A 24,331-nucleotide genomic window follows, 5' to 3' on the forward strand; every position below is an offset into this window, starting at 1 on the left:
CAAATCACGTGAGTTTTGAAGAGAAGAAATTTTGTTGAAAAATCTAGTTTAGGTGGTCTAGCTGCCTTATTAGGTGTAGATATAGTTTATAAAAATGTTATGCCAGCTGGTTATACTCCTGTAGCCTGGCAAGATTCTGATCCATTCAAATTATTCAATAAAGACAAGGGAATGGTCGTTTTAAACGATAAACCTTGGAATATGGAGGCTCAAGCTCATCTCCTAGATGATAAAGTAACACCGAACAAATCTATATTTATTAGAAATAACGGACTCATTCCTGAGGAAATCGATGTAGAAAACTGGACGCTTACCATAGATGGTGAATCCGTTCAACAGGAAAAAACGTACTCCTTAAAAGAACTTAAATCCAAATTTAAACATTACACTTATCAATTAACCCTTGAATGTGGTGGTAATGGTAGAAGTGAATTTGATCCACCTGCAAAGGGAAATCAATGGACCATTGGTGCTGTGTATTGTGCCAGTTGGACTGGTGTACGATTGCGCGATGTTTTAGAAGATGTAGGTATAAAGGACGATGCCGTTTACTTTGGGTATCATGCTGCAGATGTACATTTGAGTAGAGACCCAACCAAAGAACCCATTTCTAGGGGTGCTCCTATGTCAAAGGCATTGCAAGATGAAACTATATTGGCTTTTAAAATGAACGGAGAGGACATACCATTAGCCCACGGTTATCCGTTACGGGTAATTGCCGGTGGTTGGCCAGCTTCGGTTTCTGGAAAATGGTTGCAACGTATCAGTATTAGAAATATAGTTCATGATGGCACTAAAATGACAGGTACAGCTTATCGAGTGCCTTGTAAACCGGTGGCACCGGGTGAAAAGGTAGCAGATGAAGATATGTGCATTATAGAATCTATGCCGGTCAAGTCTTTAATTACTTACCCTAAATCTGGGGCAACATTGTCTAAAGGAAAGAAACTGAAAATAAGAGGTCATGCATGGGCAGGTGAACTTGAAGTTGCGAAAATGGAATATTCTATAGATTTTGGTGCTACCTGGTCATCTTGTAATTTAGAAAAACCTGCTAACCGTTTAGCTTGGCAGCATTTTTCTGCCGCAATCTCATTTCCTAAAGAAGGGTATTATGAAGTTTGGGCAAAAGCTACGGATACTAATGGTGTAAGCCAGCCAATGTTATTACCTGGTTGGAACCCCAAAGGTTACTTAAATAATGCTTGCCATAGAATAGCTGTAAAAATCGCATAGATGAAAAAACAGAATCATGACAAATTGAAACGCGATTTTCAAGGTTTGTATCAAAAGATCATATTAGCGACTGTTATTGTGGCTATTGGAGGTTTAGCTTTGATATACTTTATTTACGATCCTAGTCTATCTGCTTTCAAAGGAAACGAACCAGAAATAGAAATTGTTGAAATACCTGTTGAAGATGACTTTGATAAAATAGAAAATGGAATTCATGTAAATACTGGATTTATAGAGGCACCGGGTATGATAGAAACTATTCAGAATTGTACTAATTGTCATTCTTCTAAATTGGTCATTCAAAACAGAATGAACGAAGAACGTTGGAAATCGACTATTAAATGGATGCAAGAAACCCAAAACTTGTGGGATTTGGGAGAGAATGAAGCTGTAATTATCAATTATTTAGTAACTAATTATCCACCAAAAAAAGTGGGTAGGAGAGCAGTACTTACAGATGTTGAGTGGTATCAATTAGAAGAAGAATAGAAAACATAAAAAAAAGCCTTTGAATATAAATTCAAAGGCTTTTTTTATAGAAATTTGTGTTCGTCCTTACTCTACCGTTACAGTAAAAGTTTGAGCAATGTCGGTTTCACCACCAGCATCTGCCAATGTACCATCGTTTGGTTTTGTTGGCTCATGACGTAATGTAATAGTTACAGTTCCTGTACCTGCATCACCAGTTGTCAATTCAAATTCAAGTCCTACTGGATTTCCATCACCATCTTCATCAGAATAGGTTACTTCTGTTAAAGAACCACTTAGTCCAAAGAAAAACTGGTGCTCGTCAGCTTCTTCTTCTACTTCTTCGGTAATGTCTTCAGCAGGAGTTTCAGTTTCGTTCAATAATTCAATACTACCTGTGTAAGTTGTATTTGCAGTTAAGTTATCTGCTGTAACTACTGGGGCAGTTGGTCCGTCACCATCCAAATCTTGAGATTGTAGTGTTGCAGTACCATCAGCACTAGTTAAAGTAACCGTCATTGTTGTAATAATTTCTTCTTCATTTACTACTTCTGGGGTATCGTCATCACTAGAACATGATGTCATTACCGTAGCCATTAAACTTAAAGCTAAAACTGTTTTTAAGGTTTTGTTTCTTTTCATAGTTGTACTTGTTTTAAAATGTTAGGAATTAATATTAATAGTTAAAAATTAGGCGCAGACTTATATTTCTGCCCATGTCGTCTACAAAATATCGTTGGCGATTTAAATAATCACGATAATTAGTATTTAATAGGTTACTTACACTAAGACCTACAGTTAAATCGTTTTTGTTTTTAAGGGTAAATGATGCTTCGGTATTTAGGGTTATAAGATGATAAGCATCTGGAGGTGTATTGATATCCAAAATCACATTTTCTTGCTGTTCTGGTGAAAAGACCTCAATGTTATCTGGAAATCTCATTTGTTCGAATACATACTGACTTTCTAGACTTACTAGAAAATTATTCCATTTAGGGTTAGTATATGTAATAGTATTTGTAAAATTGGCAGCGGGTATGTTTATCAGCGGTGTGTCTGTTTCTGTATCCGTTCCTCTTACCCAAGCAAACTTATGGTCTGTTCTAATTTTAGAAGACCAATTGTTGTATAATGATGCGTCAACTCCCAATAAAATGGCATCGGTCTGTCTATAAGACCATACGGGGAAAGCACCTCTTATAGTGAATTCTACACCTGTTGGTTCAACAAGTATAAAATCTTTAATACTATTTAAAAAAGGAGATAAAGTATAACCCCACGTACTGGTATTTCTTTCTAAGGATGCGGAGAGTTTAGATGACGTTTCGCTCTTAATTCTTAAATCACCCAATTCTATACGTGCTGCAGAGTGGTGTAACCCATCACTAAATAATTCTGATGGATTGGGTGCTCTTTGCGAATACGCATAATTAAAACGTAAATGATCTTTGTCGTTTATCTCATAATGAAACCCTGCAGTCCCAGAGAAATTATGGTAGTCAAAAACCGGGTTTACAAGCAATTGTGTACCTAAGTCCTCAATAATTATATCTGCAAAATCCACATCATAACCACGTTCTTCCCAACGTGAAGTTCTATAAAATTTCTTTGAATCTATTCTACTAAAATCATAACGAGCACCTGCATCTAGCGTCCAATCAGTGTTTAGTTCATAGCTACCAATTGCAAATAATCCAAAATCGTATTTATCGTAATCAGGGATTAGTCTTCTTACACCAGTATCAGGATTTGCAAAGTTGGTTTGATATCTGCCTAATGCACCTACTTTGAGGTCAAAACCTTCTTTTGCATCAAATTTTATATTGGTTAAAACAGAATGTGTTGTTAGTTTCAAATCCAACGATGCTTTATCGGCATCGTCACCTACACGAATATCATATTCAAATCTTCTATTTTGTTGAAAATCATATTGTGTGGTCCATTTTCCAAAACCTTCAAATCTTCGGTAATAACTAAGTTTTCCTAAATGATGGGTTACTTCTTGGTTGGGTTGGGTAATATCATAAGTAAAGTCATTGATTATACTGGGTACATCACTGTTAATTGCGTTTATAAGATCATCTACATTACCGATATGTGAAGCTCTTAATATACCGATCTCCGAATTAAAGTATGAGTAATAACCTTCCCAACCTTGTTCAAAATCACGTTTTCCGACATTTAGTGATAAGCCGCTTTCGTTAATACCAGTATTTGAAAGTATGTAATCTGGAGCTTCTAAATCTCCTAATTTCTTATATGAACCTTGGGCTTTAATATATAGTCCAGATTTGTACGATTTGGTCAATGAAGATGTGACGTTACCACCACGACCATTAGACGATAGGTTTAATTGTGTTTTACCAAACAAGGAGTCGGTTCTAACAACAGGTAACGGCTCTAGAACTATTACTCCGCCTATGGCATCACCACCGTATTCAATTGCTGCAGCGCCTTTAATAACACTTATATTCTGGTTAGCATTGACATCAATATTTGGGGCATGTTCTTCTCCCCATTCCATGTCTTGCATGCGAACGTTATTGTTAAGAATTAAGATTCTACTACCGTTTAAGCCTTGTATTACAGGTTTGACGATATTACCACCGGTATTTAATGTTGATACTCCAGCAATTTTCTTTAAAGCGTCACCTAGACTATTTCCACTATTTCGTTCTATATCTTTTACTGATAAAATATTCTCTTGTGCAGAGTTGGTACTTTTGGGAACGTCACCAACTACTTTTACCTCACTTAATTCTTCTAAATGGTGTTCTAGCCTAATCTCGGAAAAAGTATCGCCATTGATTGTTATCGTAACAAATTTGGTAGTACATTCTGGGTGTGATATTTCTAATTCTAAAACCCCATCACACAAATTTTTAAAAGTAAATTTCCCATTTTCTTTAGAAACTGTTGAAAGGTTTTTACCTGTGATATTAATAGTTGCTCCACTCAACGTACTGTTGTCATGGAAATCAACTATTTCTCCTAATAATATTGAATTGCAATCTTGAGCGCAAATAATTGAACTACAGAAGATTACGAAAACATATAAATAATATTTCATTATATAAGTTTAGCGCGAGTATATATCGGTTTAAAAATTGAAACCAATTTATCTAATGGGGTGTAGACTAGCTACGATAGGGAAGGAGGAGGTCTGCCGAAAGTGGGATACCTAAAATAAAATGAAGGTGCCTCTAAAACTAAAGGTGAAATTCTTTTACCACTAAAAGAGATCAATGGTAATAGGATAAAAAGCAAAACGGCAACAAAAGTAAATTCAGAATTCTGATTCTGAATTGCCATATCACAAATATTACAATTCTCAATAGTGTCAATAGAATTGTCATCATGTGAATACACATGAAATGAAGTCACCTTAATTAGCATAAGGCAAAACAAAATAAATACAGAGATATATGTAAATATTGAATTCTTCACGTCGCTAAAGTACTAAAAGTAGTAGAACTGAATGTTAAAGAAAACCTAACAAAACTGTTTAGAATAAAAATCCTAAGCCTAATCTAGTTAGCATCTTTTTCTCAAAAGCCCAAAAGAATTTGAATTGTCCAAATAACCAGCCATATATTACTAATAGTATCTGATAAAACGGAAAAATTAAAAGAATTCGCAATATCCAGTAGATTGTTGTTCCCCACCATGCATCAGGAAAATTAGCCTGTTGTAAGCCAATTAAATTTAAAAAAGGTTTAGCCACAAAGACAGAAGATGATCCTGTAATGGCAAATACAATGAAAATAACTGTTAATTGAAAATTACTGGTAACGCCCCAGCGCTCTTTTAATTTTTGCATGACATCTTTTGAGTGCCACAAATATACTTTTTAAATACGTGGTACAAAAGGACCTAAACGTTGATTGTATTTTCTTTGAAAATAGATGAAGTAATTATATAGTTTGTAATTAACTTCATATCCATAATCTATTTGGTTAGCGTAATTAATTTGTAGTTCATATAAATCGGGGTCAAATCTAGCCGGCTGCATAACTCTATTGTTCCATTCTAAAACCATAATGTAATTCCTATTCTCAAGAAAATTTTGAGAATAATACCCCTCAGGTTTTGCAACGGAATTTAACCAGACATTAAAACCTGGTTCTATAATAATTATTTCATACGCTGTTTTGTCGCTTGAGATGGTAATGGTGTCGCCTTGAACTTGCTTAAAAGCCTGTTCTTCATCACTAGATATGGATAATGATTCTTTTGTACTACCACAACTTATCATAAATGATATAAGCAAAGTAAGTAGTAGCAAGTGTTGAAATAGCAAATATGTCTTTTTCATAGAATATAAGATACAAAAAAACCCCCTTGCAGCTGCAAGCGGGTTGTATAAATAGAATCTTTAAGTTTTATTTACCGAACAGACCTCCTAAAAGACCGCCAATTCCGCCACTACTTTTATTACCGCCCATTACCATACCGGCAACATCGTCTAAAATACTACCGTCACCATCTGCATCTAACAAAGAAGTAATTAAGCTTTGGTTTTCTTGTGGTTGCCCACCTAGCATACTACCTAAAAGAGCATTCATACCAGTACCGTCACTAACATTGCTTTGTGCAGTTTGCTTACCTATCATTCCCATAACTATAGGAGCGGCTATTTTTAATATTTGAGCAACTGATCCAGAGTCTATGCCAGATTTAGCACTTAGGGCACTTTCTACTTGTGGTTGCTTGTCTCCAAAAACGTGACCTAAAATACCAGCACCATCCGCCATTACACTATCGTCAACACCACCGCCAAAAAGACCGCTTAGGTTATCTAAAATTCCTCCGTTATGATTACTTGATAATGCACTCATTAAACCTTGTGCGCCTTCTGGTGTAGAAACGTTTTTCTTCATTGCACCTAATATTAATGGCATAGCCATACTAAGTACATTTGCGGTTTTATCTGCCGGTTGATTTGTCTGACCTGCTACTCCGCTAATTAATTGTTGCCCCATTGGGCTATTTAAAAGATCTAATAATCCTGCCATTATAATAAGTTAATTTAATGTTTATGTTGTAAAATACGAAAAAGTGACAACAATATTGCCTATTGGGCACCCTATTTTAGTAAGGATATTATTTGTTCTGCCAATTCTAAACCGATTCTTTCTTGAGCTTCAAGCGTTGCTGCACCAATATGTGGTGAAAGTGAAATGCTGGAATGCATTAAAATTTTGATTTCAGGTTTTGGTTCTGATTCATAAACATCTAAACCTGCAAAAGCTACAGTTCCGTTTTCCAAAGCTTCAATTAGGGCAACCTCGTCCAATACTCCGCCTCGGGCCGCATTTACTATACCAACTCCTTTTTTCATTTGGGAGAACTCTGATTTGCCTAAAACATAATTGTCTTGACCTGGGATATGCAACGAGATATAATCTGCCTTTTTTAGTAATTCTTCTTTAGTTGAATTCTTTAAATTGAATGTCACTTTCTGACCATCAAAAAAGGAAAGTTCAATATCGGTTTGTTCTACTTCTGGGTCGCAATAAACAACATTCATACCTGCACCAATGGCAAGTTTTGCTGTTGCCTGACCAATGTTTCCAAAGCCAAAAATACCTAAGGTCTTACCTCTTAATTCGGTACCTTTTGAATATGATTTTTTAAGACCTTTAAAGTTGCTATCCCCTTCTAAAGGCATATTTCTGTTAGCATCATATAAAAAACGCGCACCACCAAAAAGATGTGCAAATACCAATTCTGCTACAGATTCTGATGAAGCAGCTGGTGTATTGATGATATGAATACCTTTTTCTTTAGCATAATCAACATCAATATTATCCATGCCTACGCCACCTCTACCAATTAACTTTAAAGTAGGGCAGGCGTCAATTAATTCTTTTCTGACCTTAGTTGCACTACGTACCAGTAAGGCATCAATTTTATGCTCGTTTAAATAGTTGGCTAACTGTTCTTGAGCAACAGTAGTCGTTAAAACTTCAAATCCTGATTTCTCTAATGCGGCTATACCGTTTTGAGAAATACCGTCATTTGCTAATATCTTCATATGTTTCACTCGATAATCGAGATTTTTATATTCTTAGGTTAGCTTGCGCTTACCATTTTAATAGATCTCGAAATTTTACCTATGTTTTCTTAAGCAATACTTTATGTGTTTAGCATAAAGTGTATTGCTAAATTTTAATTTAAAACAGAATGTAATGATGTTTGAAAAAATCATTTAAAACGATTATCCTTTTCGCTCCATTTCACTCATTACATCAACTAACACGCCAACACTTTCTAAAGAAAGGGCGTTATACATGCTGGCCCTGTAACCACCAACTGAGCGGTGCCCGTTTAAACCATTAATACCTGCTTCTTTTAGCATGTTGTCAAATGTAGATTTTAAAACCTCATCTGTAATATTGAATGTTGCGTTCATTAAAGAACGGTCTTCAACGTTGGCATAACCTTCAAATACCGGATTTAAGTCTATTTCAGAATATAACAATCTTGCTTTTTTCTCATTTACCTCTTCAATAGCAGCAATACCACCAAGATTTTTTAACCATTCTAAAGTTAGCATGGAAGTATAAACCGCGAATACCGGTGGGGTATTGAACATACTGTCTTTTGCAATATGCACTTGGTAGTCTAACATAGAAGGAATTTTTCTAGAAACTTTTCCTAAAATATCCTCTTTTACAATGACCAACGTTGTCCCTGCAGGACCCATATTTTTTTGTGCTCCAGCATATATTAAATCGAACTGAGAAAAATCCATGGTTCTAGAAAAAATATCAGAACTCATATCGCATACTAGTGGACAGTCCGTTTTTGGAAACTTTTTAAACTGTGTCCCGTATATGGTGTTATTTGATGTAATATGTAAGTAGTCTAAACCAGTAGGTACTGAATATCCTTTAGGTATGTATTTGAAATTTTCATCTTTAGATGATCCAACTTCAACAACTTCCCCAAACAATTTAGCTTCTTTAATTGCCTTGTCGCTCCAGGTACCTGTATTTAGGTATCCAGCTTTTGATTCTAACAAGTTATATGCAGTCATTAAAAACTCTAAGCTTGCGCCACCTTGAAGAAAAAGAGCTTTGTACCCTTTGTCTTTTAAGTCAAGTAGCTCTAAGGCCAATGATCTTGCATTTTCCATTACGGCAACAAAATCTTTGCTTCTGTGAGAAATTTCAATAAGTGAAAGTCCTGAGCCGTTGAAGTCCATAACTGCTTCAGAAGCTTTTAACAATACTTCTTTTGGTAATATACAAGGACCAGCGCTAAAATTATGTTTTTTCATTTTGTGTGTAATTTAAGGATGCAAATGTCAGGATTTTTTAAGAATTTATGGGCAGTATGCCTATTTAATTCAAGGATGTTCTCAACAAGAAATCAACTGTATCTATGCCATCGGCATAGTCGTTCAATGAAGGCTGCTGTGTTTTACCGAACGGAATTTCATTATCAATAAAGCCCGATGATACTATACATTGAATATTATCTTCTTGATTTTTTAGGCTTGCTTTCAAAGCATCGGTATCTTCATAATACTCGTAGAATAGAGATGCAATAGGGGAGCCAAAACTTTCTTCTTCTTTTAAAATGAGAAAACCATTATCTAAGATTTTAAACTCGCTCATTAAATAAACGGCTTTGTTATAGTCGTAATTGTTAGCGTATTTGTTATGATTTATTATATCGCTATATGGAAACATTGCCTCAAAAAATGTATCTACCTTGTAATTTTTAGGAATGTAAATTTTGGAGACACTTCTGCATCCTAATCCAAAATATCTAAAAATATCTTCACCAAGGGCTTCAAGTTCTTCAGGAGTTTCCTTTCCATTAAGTACCGCAACAGAGTTTCTGTTTTTACGAATAATGTTTGGTTTTTTACTAAAATAATATTCAAAGTATCTTGCGGTATTGTTACTTCCGGTGGCGATTACTGCATCGTAGTTTTCAAGCTTTTCTTTGGTGAACGTAACCCTGTCTTTAAATCGGGGCTCAATTTCTATAAGATAGTCAATAAGCAGAGGAATTAATTTCTGGTCGTTACTAGATAGCTTCACCAATGCTTTGTTTCCTGTAATCAATACACACAGAAGGTCGTGAAACCCTACCAGCGGTATATTGCCAGCCATAATTAGGGCTACAACTTTCTCTTCATTAGTTTCTAGGTCATAGTTTTTAAGCCAGTTCTCTATATTTTTTTCGGTGAGAGCATTACCCCATTCTTGAAAAGCATGAATACAGTTTTTTTCTGAAAACCACCCATTATAATGTTGGGCTCTTTCCGCTTCGGTTTTAAACTGCTCGATCCATTTGTCATTTAAATGGTCAGAAATTGTATTTGTTGTGACTAAATCGCAAAATGTTCTTAGAAAATTTCCAAGTTTAACAAAAGCTTCTATACTAAGGTTGCTATGGGCCATTATATTTGTATACTAATTCGGTAGGAATTACCTTTGTGCAAAAATAAGCATGCCCGTTCTTTTTTGGGCATATTAATGAAGAAGAAATTATGGCAATTATAATAACAGATGAATGTATAAATTGTGGGGCTTGTGAACCAGAATGTCCTAATACGGCAATATATGAAGGTGCAGATGAATGGAGATATGCTGATGGAACTTCTTTAGATGGCAATGTTGTCTTGCCTGATGGTAAGGAAGTTGATGCAAATGACGTTCAAGAACCTATTAGTGATGAAGTTTATTACATAGCTCCGGATAAATGTACGGAATGTATGGGCTTTCATGAAGAGCCGCAGTGTGCAGCGGTTTGCCCTGTAGATTGTTGTGTGCCAGATGATGATCATGTAGAAACTGAAGAGGTGCTTTTGGCGAAGCAAAAATTCATGCACCCAGAGTAAATAACTTATATTTTCTTTAAAGGTTTTGATAATTGTAGTTAATCTTTAGACTGCTTTATTGTTTACCTTTTTATGAAGAAATTATAATTACATAACAAACTTGTTTTAAATAAAAAAAGCTACCTAAATGAATAGGTAGCTTTTTTATTAAAACTAAATCAAACTAAAATTTATAATTCAACGATAGGTTGAACATAGTTCCTAATTGGCTAAAGTGATAACCATCATAAGTCATTTGAGAATAACGTTGGTTGAAAGTAATCAAGTTAGATTGGTTTTGAGTTTGAGCCGGATCAGCCAAAATAGCATCTCCTGCAGCATTCTGAGAAACAAAATTCCATTCAGGTAATACATTCAACAAGTTATTTATGTTAAGTGCAATTGTCAATTTATCTGTCGCGCTATAATTAACTCCTAAATCAGTAACTACTTTAGGGTCAAATTCAGTACCTAAGTTAAAATTACCATTTGCGTCAGTACTTAAACCTTGTTGAAAGAAACTAGTTTTTCCAAATAAAGTGTTATTTAAAGAAAATCCGAATTTATTTATTTCGTAATTAGCTCCTAAAATCCATTTAGTCTTAGGTCTTGAAGTAAAGAATAAGGCTTCTTGAGTTTGGTTTACTACAGATTGACCAGAATTTGCTACTAAATCAATATCATTTACAGGTCCGTCAAGTTCATTCTGTATAGTATAGTTACCTGATAAGTTTAGATCTAAGCTTCCTTCACCAATATTAATTCCTTTGTAAGCTAGAACAACATCTACACCAGAGGTTTTAGTGTCTATAGCGTTAGAAAAGAAGCTAACATCACTTAAATTGTTATTTGCTAAAAGAACATCTAAAGGATTTGTTGGGTCGCCACTTCCGCCTATTTCATTACCCAATACAATTCTGTCTTTTACTTTGATATTGTAGTAATCTAAAGTATAACTGAATTTGTTAGCAATTTTTCCACCAAAACCAACAGTAAAGTTAGTAGAGGTTTCAGCATCTAATTGCGGTATACCCAATAATTTTGCTTGTGTAGATACATTGTTTATTAAACCACCAACTTGAATACCTTGACCTGGCACAAAGCTGTATTGTGCTTTTTGAGTATAAATTTGGTGTAGGGTAGGAGCTCTAAATCCAGAAGATATAGAACCTCTTAATGTAAATTCATCACTAAACTTGTAACGAGAACTAAACTTGTATATAAATGTGTTACCGAAATCTGAATAGTTCTCCGTTCTAATGGTACCGCTTAATAAGAAAGCGTCAGACACATCATAATCTAAACTTAAGTAACCACCAATATTATAACGATTGAATTTTCCTGAGTTTTGAGGAGAGGCACCTGCAAATGAATCTGCACCACCACCATCATAAGAAGCCAATTCACCTTCTATGATTTCAAAAGTTTCTGTTCTGAACTCGGCACCAACACCAATACTAACTTTGTCAGATAATAATCTAGAAATATCAATGTTACCAACGTTATGAGAAAATCTAGTTCCTCCTGGATCAAATGATTGTTGACTATTTTCTCTATAAAGCTCAGAACCTTCGGTAATTTCACCGTCATCTACAGAGCCATTCCCGTTTGCGTCTATAAATACAGAAGGAGAATAAACAACATTTCTATTATGGGTATTGTTTACCTTGTAAGTTTGTAAGTTGCCACCAGTCGTGAAACTTGCGTCAATATTCCAATCGTTTATTACCGATTTAAATCCAATGGTAGCATTGTAATCGCTTAATAAACCTTCAAATGTTGGTAAGTAACCATCGTATCCGCCAGCTGTATTTGGGTTGTCACCAGGAAAGAAATCTGCTAAATAAGGAAAATCATCCACTGTTCTCCAATAAGGTGTTCTGTAGTTTGCAAAACTGTTTACGGCTTTATAAACATAAGCAGCGTTACCGTATAATGAGGTATTTTCACTTAAGTCATAACCTAAATTTACAGAAAACTTTGCAGCCGCAGTTTCTGGAGAACCGTTAATGTTTCCCGCATCTGGGCGTCTTGATAAGAATTCCTGTACATCTGCAATATCAGCACCAAAATCACCAGCTTCACCAGCTGCATCTACAGTACCTGGTCTATTAGCTTGATTCACTTTAGATAAATCAACAGTGTAGTTTACGAAACCTTTATCATCACCAATAGTAGAACCATTATTGATTGCAACACCAAACATTTCACCATCGCCTTCAGAAGTGATACCTGTTCTTACTGTAGCAGAACCTTCATTTGGAGCGTCTTTTAATATAATGTTCATTACACCTGCAATGGCATCTGAACCATATTGTGCGGAAGCACCATCACGTAAAATTTCAACTCTCTTGATTGCATCTGTAGGTATAGCAGAAATATCCGCACCTGTTTCACCACGACCCGGAGATGTTTGTGTATATAACAAGGCACTTAAGTTCTTACGCTTACCATTAATCAAAATTAATGTTCTAGATGGTCCCATGTTTCTAATTTCATAAGGATCCAATAAAGATGTTGCATCATTTACAGGCGTTTGTACCGTGTTAAAAGAAGGGATTTTGTATTGCAAGGCTTTATCAAAAGTAGCTTGTCCTGTTGAACTTAAATCCTTAGCTCCAATTACATCTACAGGTAATGGTGTGTCCGCATTACTTCTAGGCGCTGTACGAGAACCAACGACGATAAATTCATCTAACTGCATACCTTCGGACAGTTGCACATTAATTGTATTTTTTCCTGCAGTTGAAACTTCTTGGGTTGCAAAACCAATATAGCTAAATACTAATTTAGTGTCATCAGTTACATTGATGGTGTAGTTTCCATCAAAATCAGAAGTAGTTCCGTTAGTCGTACCTTTTTCAACAATATTAACTCCTGCTAATGGCATTCCAGAATCATCTGTTACTTTACCGGTAATGCTGTTTTGAATTTTTTCATTCAAAGTCATTGCCGTAATTCCATTAGTACTTGAGTTAATTTTTAAAACCTTGGCTCTTTCAGTTTTTTTATGGTAAACAACGTAATATTTGTTTCCTAGATATTCAAAATCAAAACTAGTCTTGCGCTCTAGTTTATTGATGATCTTATCTAGTACAGGAAATTTGTATTCCTCAGGGTTTAAGCTGGTATTGGAAACCAGTGCTGGGTTGTAAGTGAAAAAAACTTCGTGTTTTTCACTGATCTCATTAAGAAACTCGCTTAAAGTAACGTTTTCTTTGAGTTCATTAGCTGCTGTTACGCTGGTGATGCTTGAAAAAAGCATTACCGCAAGCAGCAATCTCATTAGTTTGTTCGTTCTCATAAATAAATAGTTTAGTTAATAAATAGGGTTTTCTTGTACGCGTAATTTGTTTTCTTTGTTAATGATTCTAGTTCCTGTAGCTTTTTCAATAGCGGCTATACATATTTGTAAGTTGTGATTAGGTATACCACCAGAAATGGGTATTTCCTTTAAATGTTCAGATTCATATATCACTTCTAGTCCGTAAGTGGTTTCAAGATTGAACATTACCTCCTTCAATGATATTTCGTTAAAAGCATATGTGCCGCCACGCCATAGCGCGTAAGGGGTTTCTATATCTACTTTTTGGTGCGTTAGTTTTTTGCTTTCGTTTGAAAAAGAAACCATTTCACCAGGTATCATTTTTTTAACTTCTCCATTATTTAGCTCTAAATGAATAGAACCTTCATCAAGCACTACATTGGTTTTGTGCTTTCTTGTATTCACATGAAATTGTGTTCCTAGTACTTCAACTTTAAGGTCATCTGTAATAACCCAAAATTTCGCATTGGTACTTGGTATAGATTTGACTTTGAAATAAGCTTCACCTTTTAAGTTAATCAACCGCGGATTGTCTTTTTCATACCATATTTCAGAATTACCATTAAGTACTACAGAAGTGCCATCTGGTAATTTTAAGTCGATTATTTCGCCAAAATTGGTTTTGTGAATGGTTGTAGTATCATTGTTTATTAAAGTATAGCTTGTCCAGCTTATAAGAATTAATAATACTGCAGCCGCTGCGGTTAGCAAAGAACTGTTTACTGTATGCGTTTTTTTGAGGATTTTCTTTGGGGTTGGCTCTAACTTTATTTTTGGTAAAACTTTGGCTAATGCATCATTAACCGCAGTATTGTTTGGCAGTTGCTGGTTAAAATTGATGCCTAAAATAATAGATTTGGCATTCTCTACCGTTTCTATATGTGCTGGATTATTCTGAATCCACTTATTCCAATAAGCGATATCATTTTTATTTAAGCCTTTTGCCCAGTTTTTAAATGATGCATCCGATAGGAAGTAATCTAAATCGAATTTATTATTGTTGTTCATATAGTAAGGTGTTCCGTTAGTAAGAGGTTTAACTCTTAAAAATATACCCTACTTTTTTTAGTTTTTTTTCAAAATAGTTTTAATCTGCTGATTTTCAGATGCTATTCTAAGTTTTTTTAATGCTTTTTGCAGTGTGTTTAAAACGCTTTGGTAGTTCATATCCATTACTTCGGCGATGTCAGTGGTAGTCATTCCGCTGTAATATTTCAAATAAATAGCTTCCTTTTGTCTTGGTGATAATTCATTGATAAGTGTAGCTAGGGTAGAGGTGCAAAGGAATTGAATTTCTTGTTTAATGGATATTTCCTCAATCGAAAAAGTAAAGTTTGTTTTAAATAATTGAGCTTCTGATATTGGAATATTATTCTGATTCTTTTGTAATTGTTTTACTAATCTTCTTTTAAATGAAACGAACAAGTATGCTTTTAAGCTGTTTATTTTTCCTAAACGTTCTCTATTTTCGAAAAGTTGAATAAAGAAATTTTGGAGGCAATCCTCAGTCAATTCTAGGTTATTGCTCAATTTTAAACCATAAACATGTAGTTGAGGATAATACTTTTTAAAAAGTAAGCTGAACCCATGGGATTCGCCCTTTTTAAAAAAATACCATATAGTTTCATCTGAATGAAGTTCCATAAATTCTTACAAGTTCTTCCGCCAAATTAATAATAATTTATTAAAAAGTGTTAAACATGTCATTTTTTAATACCGAATAGCTAAATAATTTGAATATTAATAGATTAATTTGTAGGAAACCTGTTGAAAGTTATATGTAAAAATTGAATGAAAATTGTCTTAGTAAAAACTATATTTGCATCCTTGAAATATGATTAATTATGAAAGCAGGTATTGTAGGATTGCCAAACGTAGGTAAATCAACACTTTTTAATTGTTTATCCAATGCAAAAGCGCAAAGTGCAAATTTTCCTTTTTGTACGATAGAGCCTAATATAGGTGTAGTAAATGTGCCGGATGCCCGTTTGCAAAAGTTAGAAGAGTTGGTTGATCCTGAAAGAGTTTTGCCTGCCACTGTAGAGATTGTTGATATTGCCGGACTGGTTAAAGGAGCTAGTAAGGGTGAGGGGTTAGGAAATCAGTTTTTGGGAAACATTCGTGAAACAGATGCTATATTACATGTATTGCGTTGTTTTGATAATGACAATATTGTTCATGTAGATGGTAGTGTTGATCCCATTAGAGATAAGGAGACTATTGATATGGAGCTTCAATTAAAAGATTTGGAGACCGTTGAAAAGAAACTGGAGAAAGTAAAAAGAGCAGCTAGAACAGGTAATAAAGATGCCCAGAAAGAAGAGGCTGTTTTGCTTGCCGTAAAAAACGGATTAGAGGCTGGTACATCGGTAAGGGCTATTGAAATTGAGGAGGAATCTAGATTGGAGTTTGTAAAACCTTTACAGTTTATTACGGATAAGCCGGTGATGTATGTTTGTAATGTAGATGAAGATGCTGCGGTATCTGGTAATGCATATGTTGAAAAAGTGAAAGAAACGGTTGCAGCTGAAAATGCTGAAGTTATTTTCTTAGCGGTTGGTACGGAAGCGGATATTACGGAGTTGGAGACTTATGACGAGCGTCAAATGTTTTTAGAAGATTTAGGTTTGGAAGAGCCTGGTTCTGCTAAATTGATACGTGGAGCTTATAAGTTACTTGATTTGGAAACTTATTTTACTGCAGGTGTTAAAGAAGTTCGTGCTTGGACTATTCCTGTTGGAGCAACTGCTCCACAAGCTGCGGGAGTTATTCATACCGATTTTGAAAAAGGCTTTATCCGTGCAGAAGTTATCGCTTATGATGACTACGTTGCTTTAGGTAGTGAAGCAAAAGTGAAGGAAGCTGGTAAAATGAGAGTAGAAGGTAAGGAGTACATTGTTAAAGATGGTGATGTAATGCATTTCCGTTTTAATGTTTAATGTTCATATATAGTCAACCGGTCACGTAGCAATTTTAATTCTTGCTCTAATCGGTTGACTTTTTTTATCATATGGTTTAAGGTGTCTATGCCTTCCATATTAATACCAAGCTCTTCTCGTAATCTATATATGCGTTCAATCTCAACAATATATTGTGGTTCAACATATATTTTATTTTCAATTTGCTGTACTTCGATCATTTCAAATTCTAAAAGGTCATCTATGAATTTCATCGGAGTTTGTGTTCGTTGACAGTATACTTCTATCTGTATGTAGTTTTCTGAATTCATATTATCGTAATTCTGAAAGTTGTTTAAATAATTCTTTTTCTTTTTCTGAAAGCTTTGTAGGCATAATTACTTTATAGGTAATATATAAGTCTCCATGAGCACCTTTTTTCTTATAAACCGGCATACCTTTTCCTTTCAATTTCACTTTGGTGTCATTTTGGGTTTCAGGTTTTACTTTTAATTTTACTTTTCCTGTCAAGGTTTCTACTTCTATAGAACTTCCTAGCATGGCATCATATAATGAGATTGATTCATTTTTATATAAATCGTTCTTCACTCTTTTGAAGTTGGTGTTATTGTTTATTTCAAATGTTAAGTATAAATCTCCCTTGGGTCCGCCATTCATACCTTCTCCGCCATAACCGGCAATTTTAATGGTTTGACCGTCTTCAACTCCTGCGGGTATGGTTATCCTAATTTTTTTAGCTCCTAAGTCAAGGGTTTGTTTTTGGTCTTCAAGAATATCTAATAGGTTTAATTTTAAAGTTGCATTTAAGTCTTGACCTTTAAATTGTGTTGATCTTTGTCTTCCACCACCACTAAAACCCCCTCCGGCACCACCGAACATAGATTCAAAGAAATCTGAAAAATCTTCTTGTGACCCGGTAGAACTGGAGTATGTTCTTCTGTTTCCGCCAGAAGAGCTGCGTTGGTTTCTTTTTGCTTCTTCAAAAGCATCGGCATGTTCCCAATCTTTACCGTATTGGTCGTATTTCTTTCTCTTTTCGGGATCACTTAAAACTTCATTCGCTTCATTTATACGCTGAAATTTTTCTTGTGCGCTCCTATCGTTCGGATTTAAATCTGGATGAAGTTTACGCGCTAATTTCCGATATGCCTTTTTTATATCGGCTTGTGATGCCTTCTTGTCAATTTCAAGAATTTTGTAGTAATCAATAAATTCCATAGCTATTCAAAATCTACATTAAAGATATAAAAAGGATAAAATTATTGTCATGATACATGTCATAATTTAACTTGTCTTTTTTACTAATTTTCAACATTTAACTTTTTCCACAATTGTTGTAAGCACTACGAGCTATCAACAAACAGGCTTATTTTATTGTTAATTACTTTAACAGATAGCTATTTTATTTTTTGCTGAGTGGTGCTATCTTTAGCGCAACTATCTTAAACTTTTTTAAATGTCTCAAGACGGAACTCAATATACTGAAGATAATATACGCTCGCTCGATTGGAAAGAACATATCCGATTACGACCTGGTATGTATATCGGTAAATTAGGTGATGGTTCGTCTGCAGATGATGGTATCTATATTTTGTTGAAAGAGGTTATAGATAACTGTATAGATGAGTTTGTAATGGGTGCCGGTAAAACCATTGAAATCTCTATTAAAGATAAAGTGGTAAAAGTTAGGGATTACGGTCGTGGTATACCTTTAGGTAAAGTAGTAGATGTAGTTTCTAAAATGAATACTGGTGGTAAGTACGATAGCCGTGCCTTTAAAAAATCTGTTGGACTAAATGGTGTTGGTACTAAAGCGGTAAATGCCTTGTCCAGTTTTTTTGAGGTTCAATCCTCTAGAGAGAATCAATTAAAAACGGCTCAGTTTAGTTCTGGTAATTTAGAAAAGGAAATTGGTCCTGAGGAAACGGGAAAAAGAAAAGGAACCAAGGTTACATTTATTCCTGATGACACTATCTTCAAAAATTATAAATATAGAAATGAGTATGTAGAACGCATGCTTAAGAACTATGTATACTTAAATCCGGGTTTGACCATTGTTTTCAACGGTGAAAAATTTCATTCTGAAAATGGATTAAAAGATCTTTTAGAGGATAATAATAATGTTGAGGATATGCTGTATCCTGTTATACATTTAAAGGGAGATGATATTGAAGTTGCCATTACGCATAGTAGAACACAGTATAGTGAGGAGTATCATTCTTTTGTCAATGGTCAACATACAACGCACGGTGGTACGCACCAAGCTGCTTTCAGGGAGGCTATAGTAAAAACAATTCGTGATTTTTATGGTAAATCATATGATGCATCAGATATAAGGAAATCTATAATTTCTGCCATCTCCATAAAAGTAATGGAGCCCGTTTTTGAAAGTCAGACGAAAACAAAACTGGGGTCGACCGAAATGGGAGGCAATTTTCCAACGGTTAGAACTTATATAAATGATTTTGTTGGTAAATATTTAGATAACTACCTTCATAAGAATGCCGATACTGCAGAGAAGCTTCAGCGTAAAATTATGATGGCAGAGAAGGAGCGTAAAGAGCTTTCTGGGATTAGAAAGTTGGCACGTGATCGAGCTAAGAAAGCTAGTCTTCATAATAAAAAGCTTCGCGATTGCAGAATACATTTAGGTGATATAAAGAAAGATAGGCGATTAGAGACTTCCTTGTTTATTACCGAGGGAGATTCTGCATCTGGATCAATTACAAAATCTAGGGATGTAAATACCCAAGCTGTTTTTAGTCTAAAAGGTAAGCCTTTGAATTCTTACGGTATGTCCAAAAAGATTGTGTATGAGAATGAAGAATTCAATCTTTTACAAGCTGCTTTGAATATAGAGGAGTCTATTGAGGATTTGCGTTACAATAATATCATAATCGCAACCGATGCCGATGTTGATGGTATGCATATTCGTTTGCTATTAATAACCTTCTTTTTACAGTTTTTCCCAGAACTGATCAAAGAGAATCATTTGTATATTTTGCAAACTCCATTATTTAGGGTAAGAAATAAAAAAGAGACTATTTATTGCTATAGTGATGAAGAGCGACAAATGGCAATAAACAAGCTAAGCGGCAAACCTGAAATAACTCGATTTAAAGGGTTGGGTGAAATATCACCAGATGAGTTTAGGCATTTCATTGGTGATGATATTAGATTAGAACCTATTATGCTTGACAAGGCTATGTCTATTGAAGAGCTATTAAGTTTTTATATGGGTAAAAACACCCCTGACAGACAAAAATTCATAATCAATAACCTTAAAGTGGAGGTTGATTTGATAGAAGATAAAGTAGTATAAATTAAGTTAATACGATTGCTTCTGAATGGAAGAAAATGACGATTTGAACGAGGAAATTAACGACAACCTTTCCGAAGAGAATAATGAGAATATTGATTCTTCTGATGCATTAACCAGAGTCTCTGGCATGTATAAAGACTGGTTCTTGGATTACGCATCTTACGTAATTTTAGAGCGAGCGGTACCTGCCATTGAAGACGGATTCAAACCTGTACAGCGCCGTATCATGCATTCGTTAAAAGAACTTGATGATGGTAGATACAATAAAGTTGCCAATGTAGTTGGTCATACCATGCAATATCACCCTCATGGGGATGCTAGTATTGCTGATGCTATGGTGCAGATTGGTCAAAAAGACCTGTTAATTGATACTCAGGGTAACTGGGGTAATATTTTAACGGGTGATAGAGCAGCTGCATCGAGATATATTGAAGCGAGATTATCAAAATTTGCTTTAGAGGTTATTTTTAGCCCCAAAATTACAGAATGGCAGGCTTCTTATGATGGAAGAAAGAAGGAGCCGGTAAACTTGCCGGTAAAATTCCCTCTGTTATTAGCTCAAGGGGCGGAAGGTATTGCTGTTGGTTTATCTACTAAAGTACTTGCTCATAATTTTGTTGAACTAATTGATGCTTCTATTAAGCATCTAAAAGGGCAGCGATTTAAAATCTATCCTGATTTTCCTACAGCTGGTATTATAGATGTTACTAATTACAATGATGGTCTTAGGGGCGGTAAAATTAGAGTCCGCGCAAAAATATCTCAGTTAGATAAGAATACGCTAGTAATCAATGAGATACCTTATGGTACCAATACTGGTAGTTTAATAGATTCAATTTTAAAAGCTAATGACAAGGGTAAGATAAAAATCAAGAAAATAGAGGACAATACTGCCGCCGATGTTGAGATTTTAATACATCTTCCATCGGGTATTTCTCCAGATAGAACTATTGATGCCTTGTATGCTTTTACCTCTTGTGAATCTTCTATTTCTCCTCTTGGGTGTATTATAGAAGACAACAAGCCTTTATTTATTGGAGTAACCGAAATGCTTAAGAGGTCTACCGATTCTACGGTAGATTTGTTGAAACAAGAGCTGGAAATTCAACTTAAAGAGTTAGAAGAACAGTGGCATTTTGCATCTTTAGAGCGAATTTTTATTGAAAATCGTATTTATCGTGATATCGAGGAAGAGGAAACTTGGGAAGGGGTAATAAGTGCTATTGATAAAGGTTTGGCTCCTTTTACGAAACACTTAAAACGTGCGGTAACTGTAGAAGATATTACTAGACTTACAGAAATTCGTATTAAAAGGATATCTAAGTTCGATTTAGATAAGGCTCAACAGCATCTAGAAAGTCTTCAAGAGCGTATTGCAGAGGTAAAGCATCATTTAGCTAATCTCATTGAATTTGCCATTAACTACTTCAAAAATCTAAAAGAAACCTACGGTAAGGATAGAGGTCGTATGACTGAAATTCGTGTTTTCGATGATATTGAAGCTACAAAAGTTGCTATCAGGAATACGAAACTTTATGTCAATAGGGAAGAAGGTTTTGTGGGTACTTCGTTAAAGAAAGATGAGTATGTGACGGATTGTAGTGATATTGATGATATTATTATGATTACCAGTTCTGGTAAAATGATGGTGTCAAAAGTAGATTCTAAAATATTTGTGGGTAAAGGTATTATCCACGTTGCGGTATTTAAGAAAAAAGATAAGCGTACTACCTATAATTTAGTTTACAAAGATGGTAAAGGTGGGGCTACATATATTAAACGCTTTAATGTTACAAGCATAACGAGGGATAGGGAATATGATTTAACTACTGGTAAGCCGGGGTCTCAAGTATTGTATTTTTCCGCTAACCCAAATGGAGAAGCTGAAGTGGTAACTGTTTTATTACGTCAGGTAGGTAGTGTTAAAAAGTTGAAGTGGGATATTGACTTTTCGGATGTCCTTATCAAAGGAAGGGCTTCAAAAGGAAATATTGTTACCAAATATTCTGTTAAGCGCATAGAATTGAAAGAAAAAGGGGTTTCTACCCTTAAACCAAGAAAAATTTGGTTCGATGATGTAGTGAGAAGGTTGAATGTAGATGGAAGAGGTGAATTATTAGGGGAATTTAAGGGAGATGATCTAATCCTGGTTATAAATCAAAAAGGGGTTGCAAAAACCTTTCTGCCAGTACTTACTTCTCATTTTGATGACGACATGATCGTATTGGAGAAATGGATACCTGAAAAGCCTATTTCGGCTATTTACTGGGAAGGTGAAAAGGAGCGATATTATATCAAGAGGTTTTTGATCGAAAACGAAAACAAAGAAGAATTGTTTATTTCCGAGCATCCAAAATCTTATTTGGAGCTTGTTTCTACAGATTGGAAACCAATGGTTGAAATTGAATTCCCTAAGCCAAGAGGTAAGGAAGCAAAAGAAAATGAATCTGTTGATGTTGAAGGTTTTATATCGATTAAGGGAATAAAAGCTTTAGGTAATCAGTTTATTACGGAGAAGGTAAAGAATATAAATCTTCTTGATCCGTTGCCATATGAGCCAGAGGTTCCTGAAGAGGTTGAGAATATTGAAGTGGTAGATGAAGAATCTGTAGCGTCTGGTGATGATGAAGGAAAGTCTAAAGATGAAGATGCCGGGTCAGCAGATGAACCAACATTATTTGATTAGTCCGTGTTATGAAAAAGTTTTTCGAAGAGTTTAAGAACTTTGCCATAAAAGGCAATATGATAGATTTGGCGGTAGGTATTATTATTGGTACTGCATTTAATAAAGTGGTTAGCACAATTGTTTCGGCTATTATTATGCCGCCCCTTTCTTTATTGACCGATGATGTTAATCTGTCCAATAAAAAGTGGGTTCTTAGGGATGCTGCAGAATCCGTAGAAGAAGTTGCCATAGGTTATGGTGAGCTTATTGAATCATTAATAGATTTTGGTATAATAGCGTTTACCATTTTCGTTATGGTCAAATTTATAAATAGATTTAAAGAGAAATCAGAAGATCCTTCCAATAAAGAAGTGGAAACTCCCAAAAACATTGTTTTATTATCTAATATGGAGAAATTGCTGCAAGAACAAAATGCTATTCTTAAAAATAAAAAGTAATTAAATTGTTTAATTATTGAGAAGCCTTATTGTTAGATAGAATGTTAAGATTAAACAAACTCTTATAATAATTGCTTTTATAACTACTTTTACAAAAAAAAAATAAATTATTTAATGGATTTCACTAACCCCTTGGTGTATGGCGCGCCAGCTTTTATTGCCTTTATTTTATTAGAATTGACCTACAGTAAAACTCATGGAGATGATGATCTTTATGATTGGAAAGATTTTGCGGCAAGTAGTGCAATGGGTATTGGATCAGCAATTATTGGTCCTTTGCTTAAAGTAATTTTATTAGTTGTTCTTTTTGAATATGCTTATGAACTATTTAATCCGCTTGTAGACGGTGTAAGAACTAATATTATGGGGTATGAGTCTTTTGGCTACGCTTGGTATGTTTGGTTACTTTGTCAATTGGCAGATGATTTTACATACTATTGGTTTCATAGAGCTAATCATGAGATTAGAATTCTATGGGCGGCACATATAGTACATCATTCATCTGACAACTTTAATTTAGGCACCGCTATTCGTAATGGATGGTTTACGTTGCTTTATAAGCCCTTTTTCTATGTTTGGATGCCTATTATAGGTTTCCCGGTAGAAATGGTTGTAGTATGTTTGGCTATTGAGTCGTTCTGGCAATTTCAACTGCATTCGCAGTACGTTCCTAAAATGGGTTTCATTGAAAAAATATTTAATACGCATACCATGCACCAGGTGCACCACGCACAAAATGTGGAGTACTTAGATAAAAATCATGGTGGATTCTTAAATTTCTTTGATAAGATTTTTGGTACTTGGAAAGAATATGATGAGAATATAGATGTAAAATTTGGTGTTATACATGCTCCAAACTCTAACAATCCTATAGTTATTCTAACTCATGAGTTCAAGGATATTTGGGCAGATACCAAGAAGTCTAAAAAGCTTAGTCATAAGTTGATGTACATTTTCGGACCTCCGGGATGGAGCCATGATGGAAGTACAATGACAGTTAAGCAGCAACAGCGCTTGTTTAAAGAGCAAAAAGAAGCTAATCCAAGTGTTTCCTTTGATAGACCTAATTAAAGCAATCTAAGCTACTAAAATCGGTTTAT

General features: G+C 34.9%; 22 protein-coding genes. 8 read left to right on the plus strand and 14 right to left on the minus strand.

Features of this window, described 5'->3' with window-relative positions; genetic code table 11:
- Positions 1–15: 15 nt before the first annotated feature.
- Positions 16–1,236, plus strand: coding sequence for a sulfite oxidase (locus UH1x_RS18120; RefSeq protein WP_482623352.1), 1,221 nt, complete (start codon positions 16–18; stop codon positions 1,234–1,236).
- Positions 1,237–1,725, plus strand: a complete 489-nt coding sequence (locus tag UH1x_RS18125) for a monoheme cytochrome C (protein ID WP_482623353.1) — start codon at positions 1,237–1,239, stop codon at positions 1,723–1,725.
- A gap of 66 nt (positions 1,726–1,791) precedes the next feature.
- Here UH1x_RS18125 and UH1x_RS18130 read toward each other — a convergent pair whose 3' ends face one another.
- The 9 genes from UH1x_RS18130 to UH1x_RS18170 form a co-directional block, all read right to left on the minus strand.
- On the minus strand, positions 1,792–2,346 hold the full coding sequence (locus UH1x_RS18130; protein WP_482623354.1) for a type 1 periplasmic binding fold superfamily protein: 555 nt from the start codon (positions 2,344–2,346) through the stop codon (positions 1,792–1,794).
- A 34-nt stretch (positions 2,347–2,380) separates the two neighbouring features.
- Positions 2,381–4,774 carry a TonB-dependent receptor gene (locus UH1x_RS18135; RefSeq protein WP_482623355.1) on the minus strand — a complete coding sequence of 798 codons (2,394 nt, stop codon included), beginning with the start codon at positions 4,772–4,774 and terminating at the stop codon, positions 2,381–2,383.
- A gap of 71 nt (positions 4,775–4,845) precedes the next feature.
- On the minus strand, positions 4,846–5,151 hold the full coding sequence (locus tag UH1x_RS18140; protein WP_482623356.1) for a DUF2645 family protein: 306 nt from the start codon (positions 5,149–5,151) through the stop codon (positions 4,846–4,848).
- A 58-nt stretch (positions 5,152–5,209) separates the two neighbouring features.
- Positions 5,210–5,524, minus strand: coding sequence for a DUF6787 family protein (locus UH1x_RS18145; protein WP_482623357.1), 315 nt, complete (start codon positions 5,522–5,524; stop codon positions 5,210–5,212).
- 30 nt (positions 5,525–5,554) lie between these two features.
- Positions 5,555–6,019, minus strand: coding sequence for a DUF6146 family protein (locus tag UH1x_RS18150; protein ID WP_482623358.1), 465 nt, complete (start codon positions 6,017–6,019; stop codon positions 5,555–5,557).
- A 67-nt stretch (positions 6,020–6,086) separates the two neighbouring features.
- Positions 6,087–6,719 carry a DUF937 domain-containing protein gene (locus UH1x_RS18155; protein ID WP_482623359.1) on the minus strand — a complete coding sequence of 211 codons (633 nt, stop codon included), beginning with the start codon at positions 6,717–6,719 and terminating at the stop codon, positions 6,087–6,089.
- Positions 6,720–6,790: 71 nt separating this feature from the next.
- Complete coding sequence (locus UH1x_RS18160; RefSeq protein WP_482623360.1) at positions 6,791–7,741, minus strand: D-2-hydroxyacid dehydrogenase; 951 nt, start codon at positions 7,739–7,741, stop codon at positions 6,791–6,793.
- A gap of 183 nt (positions 7,742–7,924) precedes the next feature.
- Positions 7,925–8,989, minus strand: coding sequence for a 3-phosphoserine/phosphohydroxythreonine transaminase (gene serC / locus UH1x_RS18165; RefSeq protein WP_482623361.1), 1,065 nt, complete (start codon positions 8,987–8,989; stop codon positions 7,925–7,927).
- 64 nt (positions 8,990–9,053) lie between these two features.
- On the minus strand, positions 9,054–10,124 hold the full coding sequence (locus UH1x_RS18170; RefSeq protein ID WP_482623362.1) for an acyl-CoA reductase: 1,071 nt from the start codon (positions 10,122–10,124) through the stop codon (positions 9,054–9,056).
- A gap of 89 nt (positions 10,125–10,213) precedes the next feature.
- Between UH1x_RS18170 and UH1x_RS18175 the strand changes: the two genes are divergently transcribed.
- Positions 10,214–10,564: a 4Fe-4S dicluster domain-containing protein gene (locus UH1x_RS18175; RefSeq protein ID WP_405415008.1), complete on the plus strand. Its 351-nt coding sequence runs from the start codon at positions 10,214–10,216 to the stop codon at positions 10,562–10,564.
- Positions 10,565–10,727: 163 nt separating this feature from the next.
- Here UH1x_RS18175 and UH1x_RS18180 read toward each other — a convergent pair whose 3' ends face one another.
- The 3 genes from UH1x_RS18180 to UH1x_RS18190 all read right to left on the minus strand — a co-directional run bounded on the left by UH1x_RS18180 (position 10,728) and on the right by UH1x_RS18190 (position 15,512).
- Entirely contained in the window at positions 10,728–13,493 is a 2,766-nt protein-coding gene (locus UH1x_RS18180; protein WP_482626524.1) for a TonB-dependent receptor, read from the minus strand.
- Positions 13,494–13,862: 369 nt separating this feature from the next.
- Positions 13,863–14,876 (minus strand): FecR family protein, encoded by a 1,014-nt coding sequence (locus tag UH1x_RS18185; RefSeq protein ID WP_482623363.1) that lies wholly within the window; start codon positions 14,874–14,876, stop codon positions 13,863–13,865.
- A 57-nt stretch (positions 14,877–14,933) separates the two neighbouring features.
- Positions 14,934–15,512, minus strand: a complete 579-nt coding sequence (locus UH1x_RS18190; RefSeq protein ID WP_482623364.1) for an RNA polymerase sigma factor — start codon at positions 15,510–15,512, stop codon at positions 14,934–14,936.
- 200 nt (positions 15,513–15,712) lie between these two features.
- Here UH1x_RS18190 and ychF point away from each other — a divergent pair, with 200 nt between their 5' ends.
- A complete protein-coding gene (ychF, locus tag UH1x_RS18195) occupies positions 15,713–16,807 on the plus strand; it encodes a redox-regulated ATPase YchF (protein ID WP_482623365.1) in 1,095 nt (364 codons plus the stop codon).
- Here the strand turns inward: ychF and UH1x_RS18200 are convergent.
- Together UH1x_RS18200 and UH1x_RS18205 are read right to left on the minus strand one after the other, a co-directional pair.
- Entirely contained in the window at positions 16,804–17,097 is a 294-nt protein-coding gene (locus UH1x_RS18200; RefSeq protein WP_482623366.1) for a chaperone modulator CbpM, read from the minus strand. The two genes, ychF and UH1x_RS18200, sit on opposite strands and share 4 nt — an antisense overlap.
- Before the next feature lies 1 nt (position 17,098).
- Complete coding sequence (locus tag UH1x_RS18205; protein WP_482623367.1) at positions 17,099–18,004, minus strand: DnaJ C-terminal domain-containing protein; 906 nt, start codon at positions 18,002–18,004, stop codon at positions 17,099–17,101.
- A gap of 238 nt (positions 18,005–18,242) precedes the next feature.
- Here UH1x_RS18205 and UH1x_RS18210 point away from each other — a divergent pair, with 238 nt between their 5' ends.
- From UH1x_RS18210 to UH1x_RS18225, 4 genes are all read left to right on the plus strand, one after another.
- Complete coding sequence (locus UH1x_RS18210; RefSeq protein WP_036154168.1) at positions 18,243–20,108, plus strand: DNA topoisomerase IV subunit B; 1,866 nt, start codon at positions 18,243–18,245, stop codon at positions 20,106–20,108.
- Positions 20,109–20,133: 25 nt separating this feature from the next.
- Positions 20,134–22,794 (plus strand): DNA gyrase/topoisomerase IV subunit A, encoded by a 2,661-nt coding sequence (locus UH1x_RS18215; RefSeq protein ID WP_482623368.1) that lies wholly within the window; start codon positions 20,134–20,136, stop codon positions 22,792–22,794.
- Positions 22,795–22,802: 8 nt separating this feature from the next.
- Positions 22,803–23,231, plus strand: a complete 429-nt coding sequence (gene mscL, locus UH1x_RS18220; protein WP_482623369.1) for a large-conductance mechanosensitive channel protein MscL — start codon at positions 22,803–22,805, stop codon at positions 23,229–23,231.
- A 114-nt stretch (positions 23,232–23,345) separates the two neighbouring features.
- On the plus strand, positions 23,346–24,302 hold the full coding sequence (locus tag UH1x_RS18225) for a sterol desaturase family protein (RefSeq protein WP_036154174.1): 957 nt from the start codon (positions 23,346–23,348) through the stop codon (positions 24,300–24,302).
- Positions 24,303–24,331 lie beyond the last annotated feature (29 nt).

Source organism: Maribacter sp. UH1, from assembly GCF_056839145.1.

Coding starts and splice junctions, on each gene's coding strand:
- serC (WP_482623361.1), bottom strand. CDS start 8,989: ATGAAAAAACATAATTTTAGCGCTGGTCCTTGTATATTACCAAAAGAA.
- UH1x_RS18185 (WP_482623363.1), bottom strand. CDS start 14,876: ATGAACAACAATAATAAATTCGATTTAGATTACTTCCTATCGGATGCA.
- UH1x_RS18175 (WP_405415008.1), top strand. CDS start 10,214: ATGGCAATTATAATAACAGATGAATGTATAAATTGTGGGGCTTGTGAA.
- UH1x_RS18125 (WP_482623353.1), top strand. CDS start 1,237: ATGAAAAAACAGAATCATGACAAATTGAAACGCGATTTTCAAGGTTTG.
- UH1x_RS18155 (WP_482623359.1), bottom strand. CDS start 6,719: ATGGCAGGATTATTAGATCTTTTAAATAGCCCAATGGGGCAACAATTA.
- UH1x_RS18180 (WP_482626524.1), bottom strand. CDS start 13,493: ATGACTTTGAATGAAAAAATTCAAAACAGCATTACCGGTAAAGTAACA.
- UH1x_RS18160 (WP_482623360.1), bottom strand. CDS start 7,741: ATGAAGATATTAGCAAATGACGGTATTTCTCAAAACGGTATAGCCGCA.
- UH1x_RS18210 (WP_036154168.1), top strand. CDS start 18,243: ATGTCTCAAGACGGAACTCAATATACTGAAGATAATATACGCTCGCTC.
- UH1x_RS18190 (WP_482623364.1), bottom strand. CDS start 15,512: ATGGAACTTCATTCAGATGAAACTATATGGTATTTTTTTAAAAAGGGC.
- ychF (WP_482623365.1), top strand. CDS start 15,713: ATGAAAGCAGGTATTGTAGGATTGCCAAACGTAGGTAAATCAACACTT.
- UH1x_RS18225 (WP_036154174.1), top strand. CDS start 23,346: ATGGATTTCACTAACCCCTTGGTGTATGGCGCGCCAGCTTTTATTGCC.
- UH1x_RS18150 (WP_482623358.1), bottom strand. CDS start 6,019: ATGAAAAAGACATATTTGCTATTTCAACACTTGCTACTACTTACTTTG.
- mscL (WP_482623369.1), top strand. CDS start 22,803: ATGAAAAAGTTTTTCGAAGAGTTTAAGAACTTTGCCATAAAAGGCAAT.
- UH1x_RS18170 (WP_482623362.1), bottom strand. CDS start 10,124: ATGGCCCATAGCAACCTTAGTATAGAAGCTTTTGTTAAACTTGGAAAT.
- UH1x_RS18130 (WP_482623354.1), bottom strand. CDS start 2,346: ATGAAAAGAAACAAAACCTTAAAAACAGTTTTAGCTTTAAGTTTAATG.
- UH1x_RS18215 (WP_482623368.1), top strand. CDS start 20,134: ATGGAAGAAAATGACGATTTGAACGAGGAAATTAACGACAACCTTTCC.
- UH1x_RS18200 (WP_482623366.1), bottom strand. CDS start 17,097: ATGAATTCAGAAAACTACATACAGATAGAAGTATACTGTCAACGAACA.
- UH1x_RS18145 (WP_482623357.1), bottom strand. CDS start 5,524: ATGCAAAAATTAAAAGAGCGCTGGGGCGTTACCAGTAATTTTCAATTA.
- UH1x_RS18205 (WP_482623367.1), bottom strand. CDS start 18,004: ATGGAATTTATTGATTACTACAAAATTCTTGAAATTGACAAGAAGGCA.
- UH1x_RS18135 (WP_482623355.1), bottom strand. CDS start 4,774: ATGAAATATTATTTATATGTTTTCGTAATCTTCTGTAGTTCAATTATT.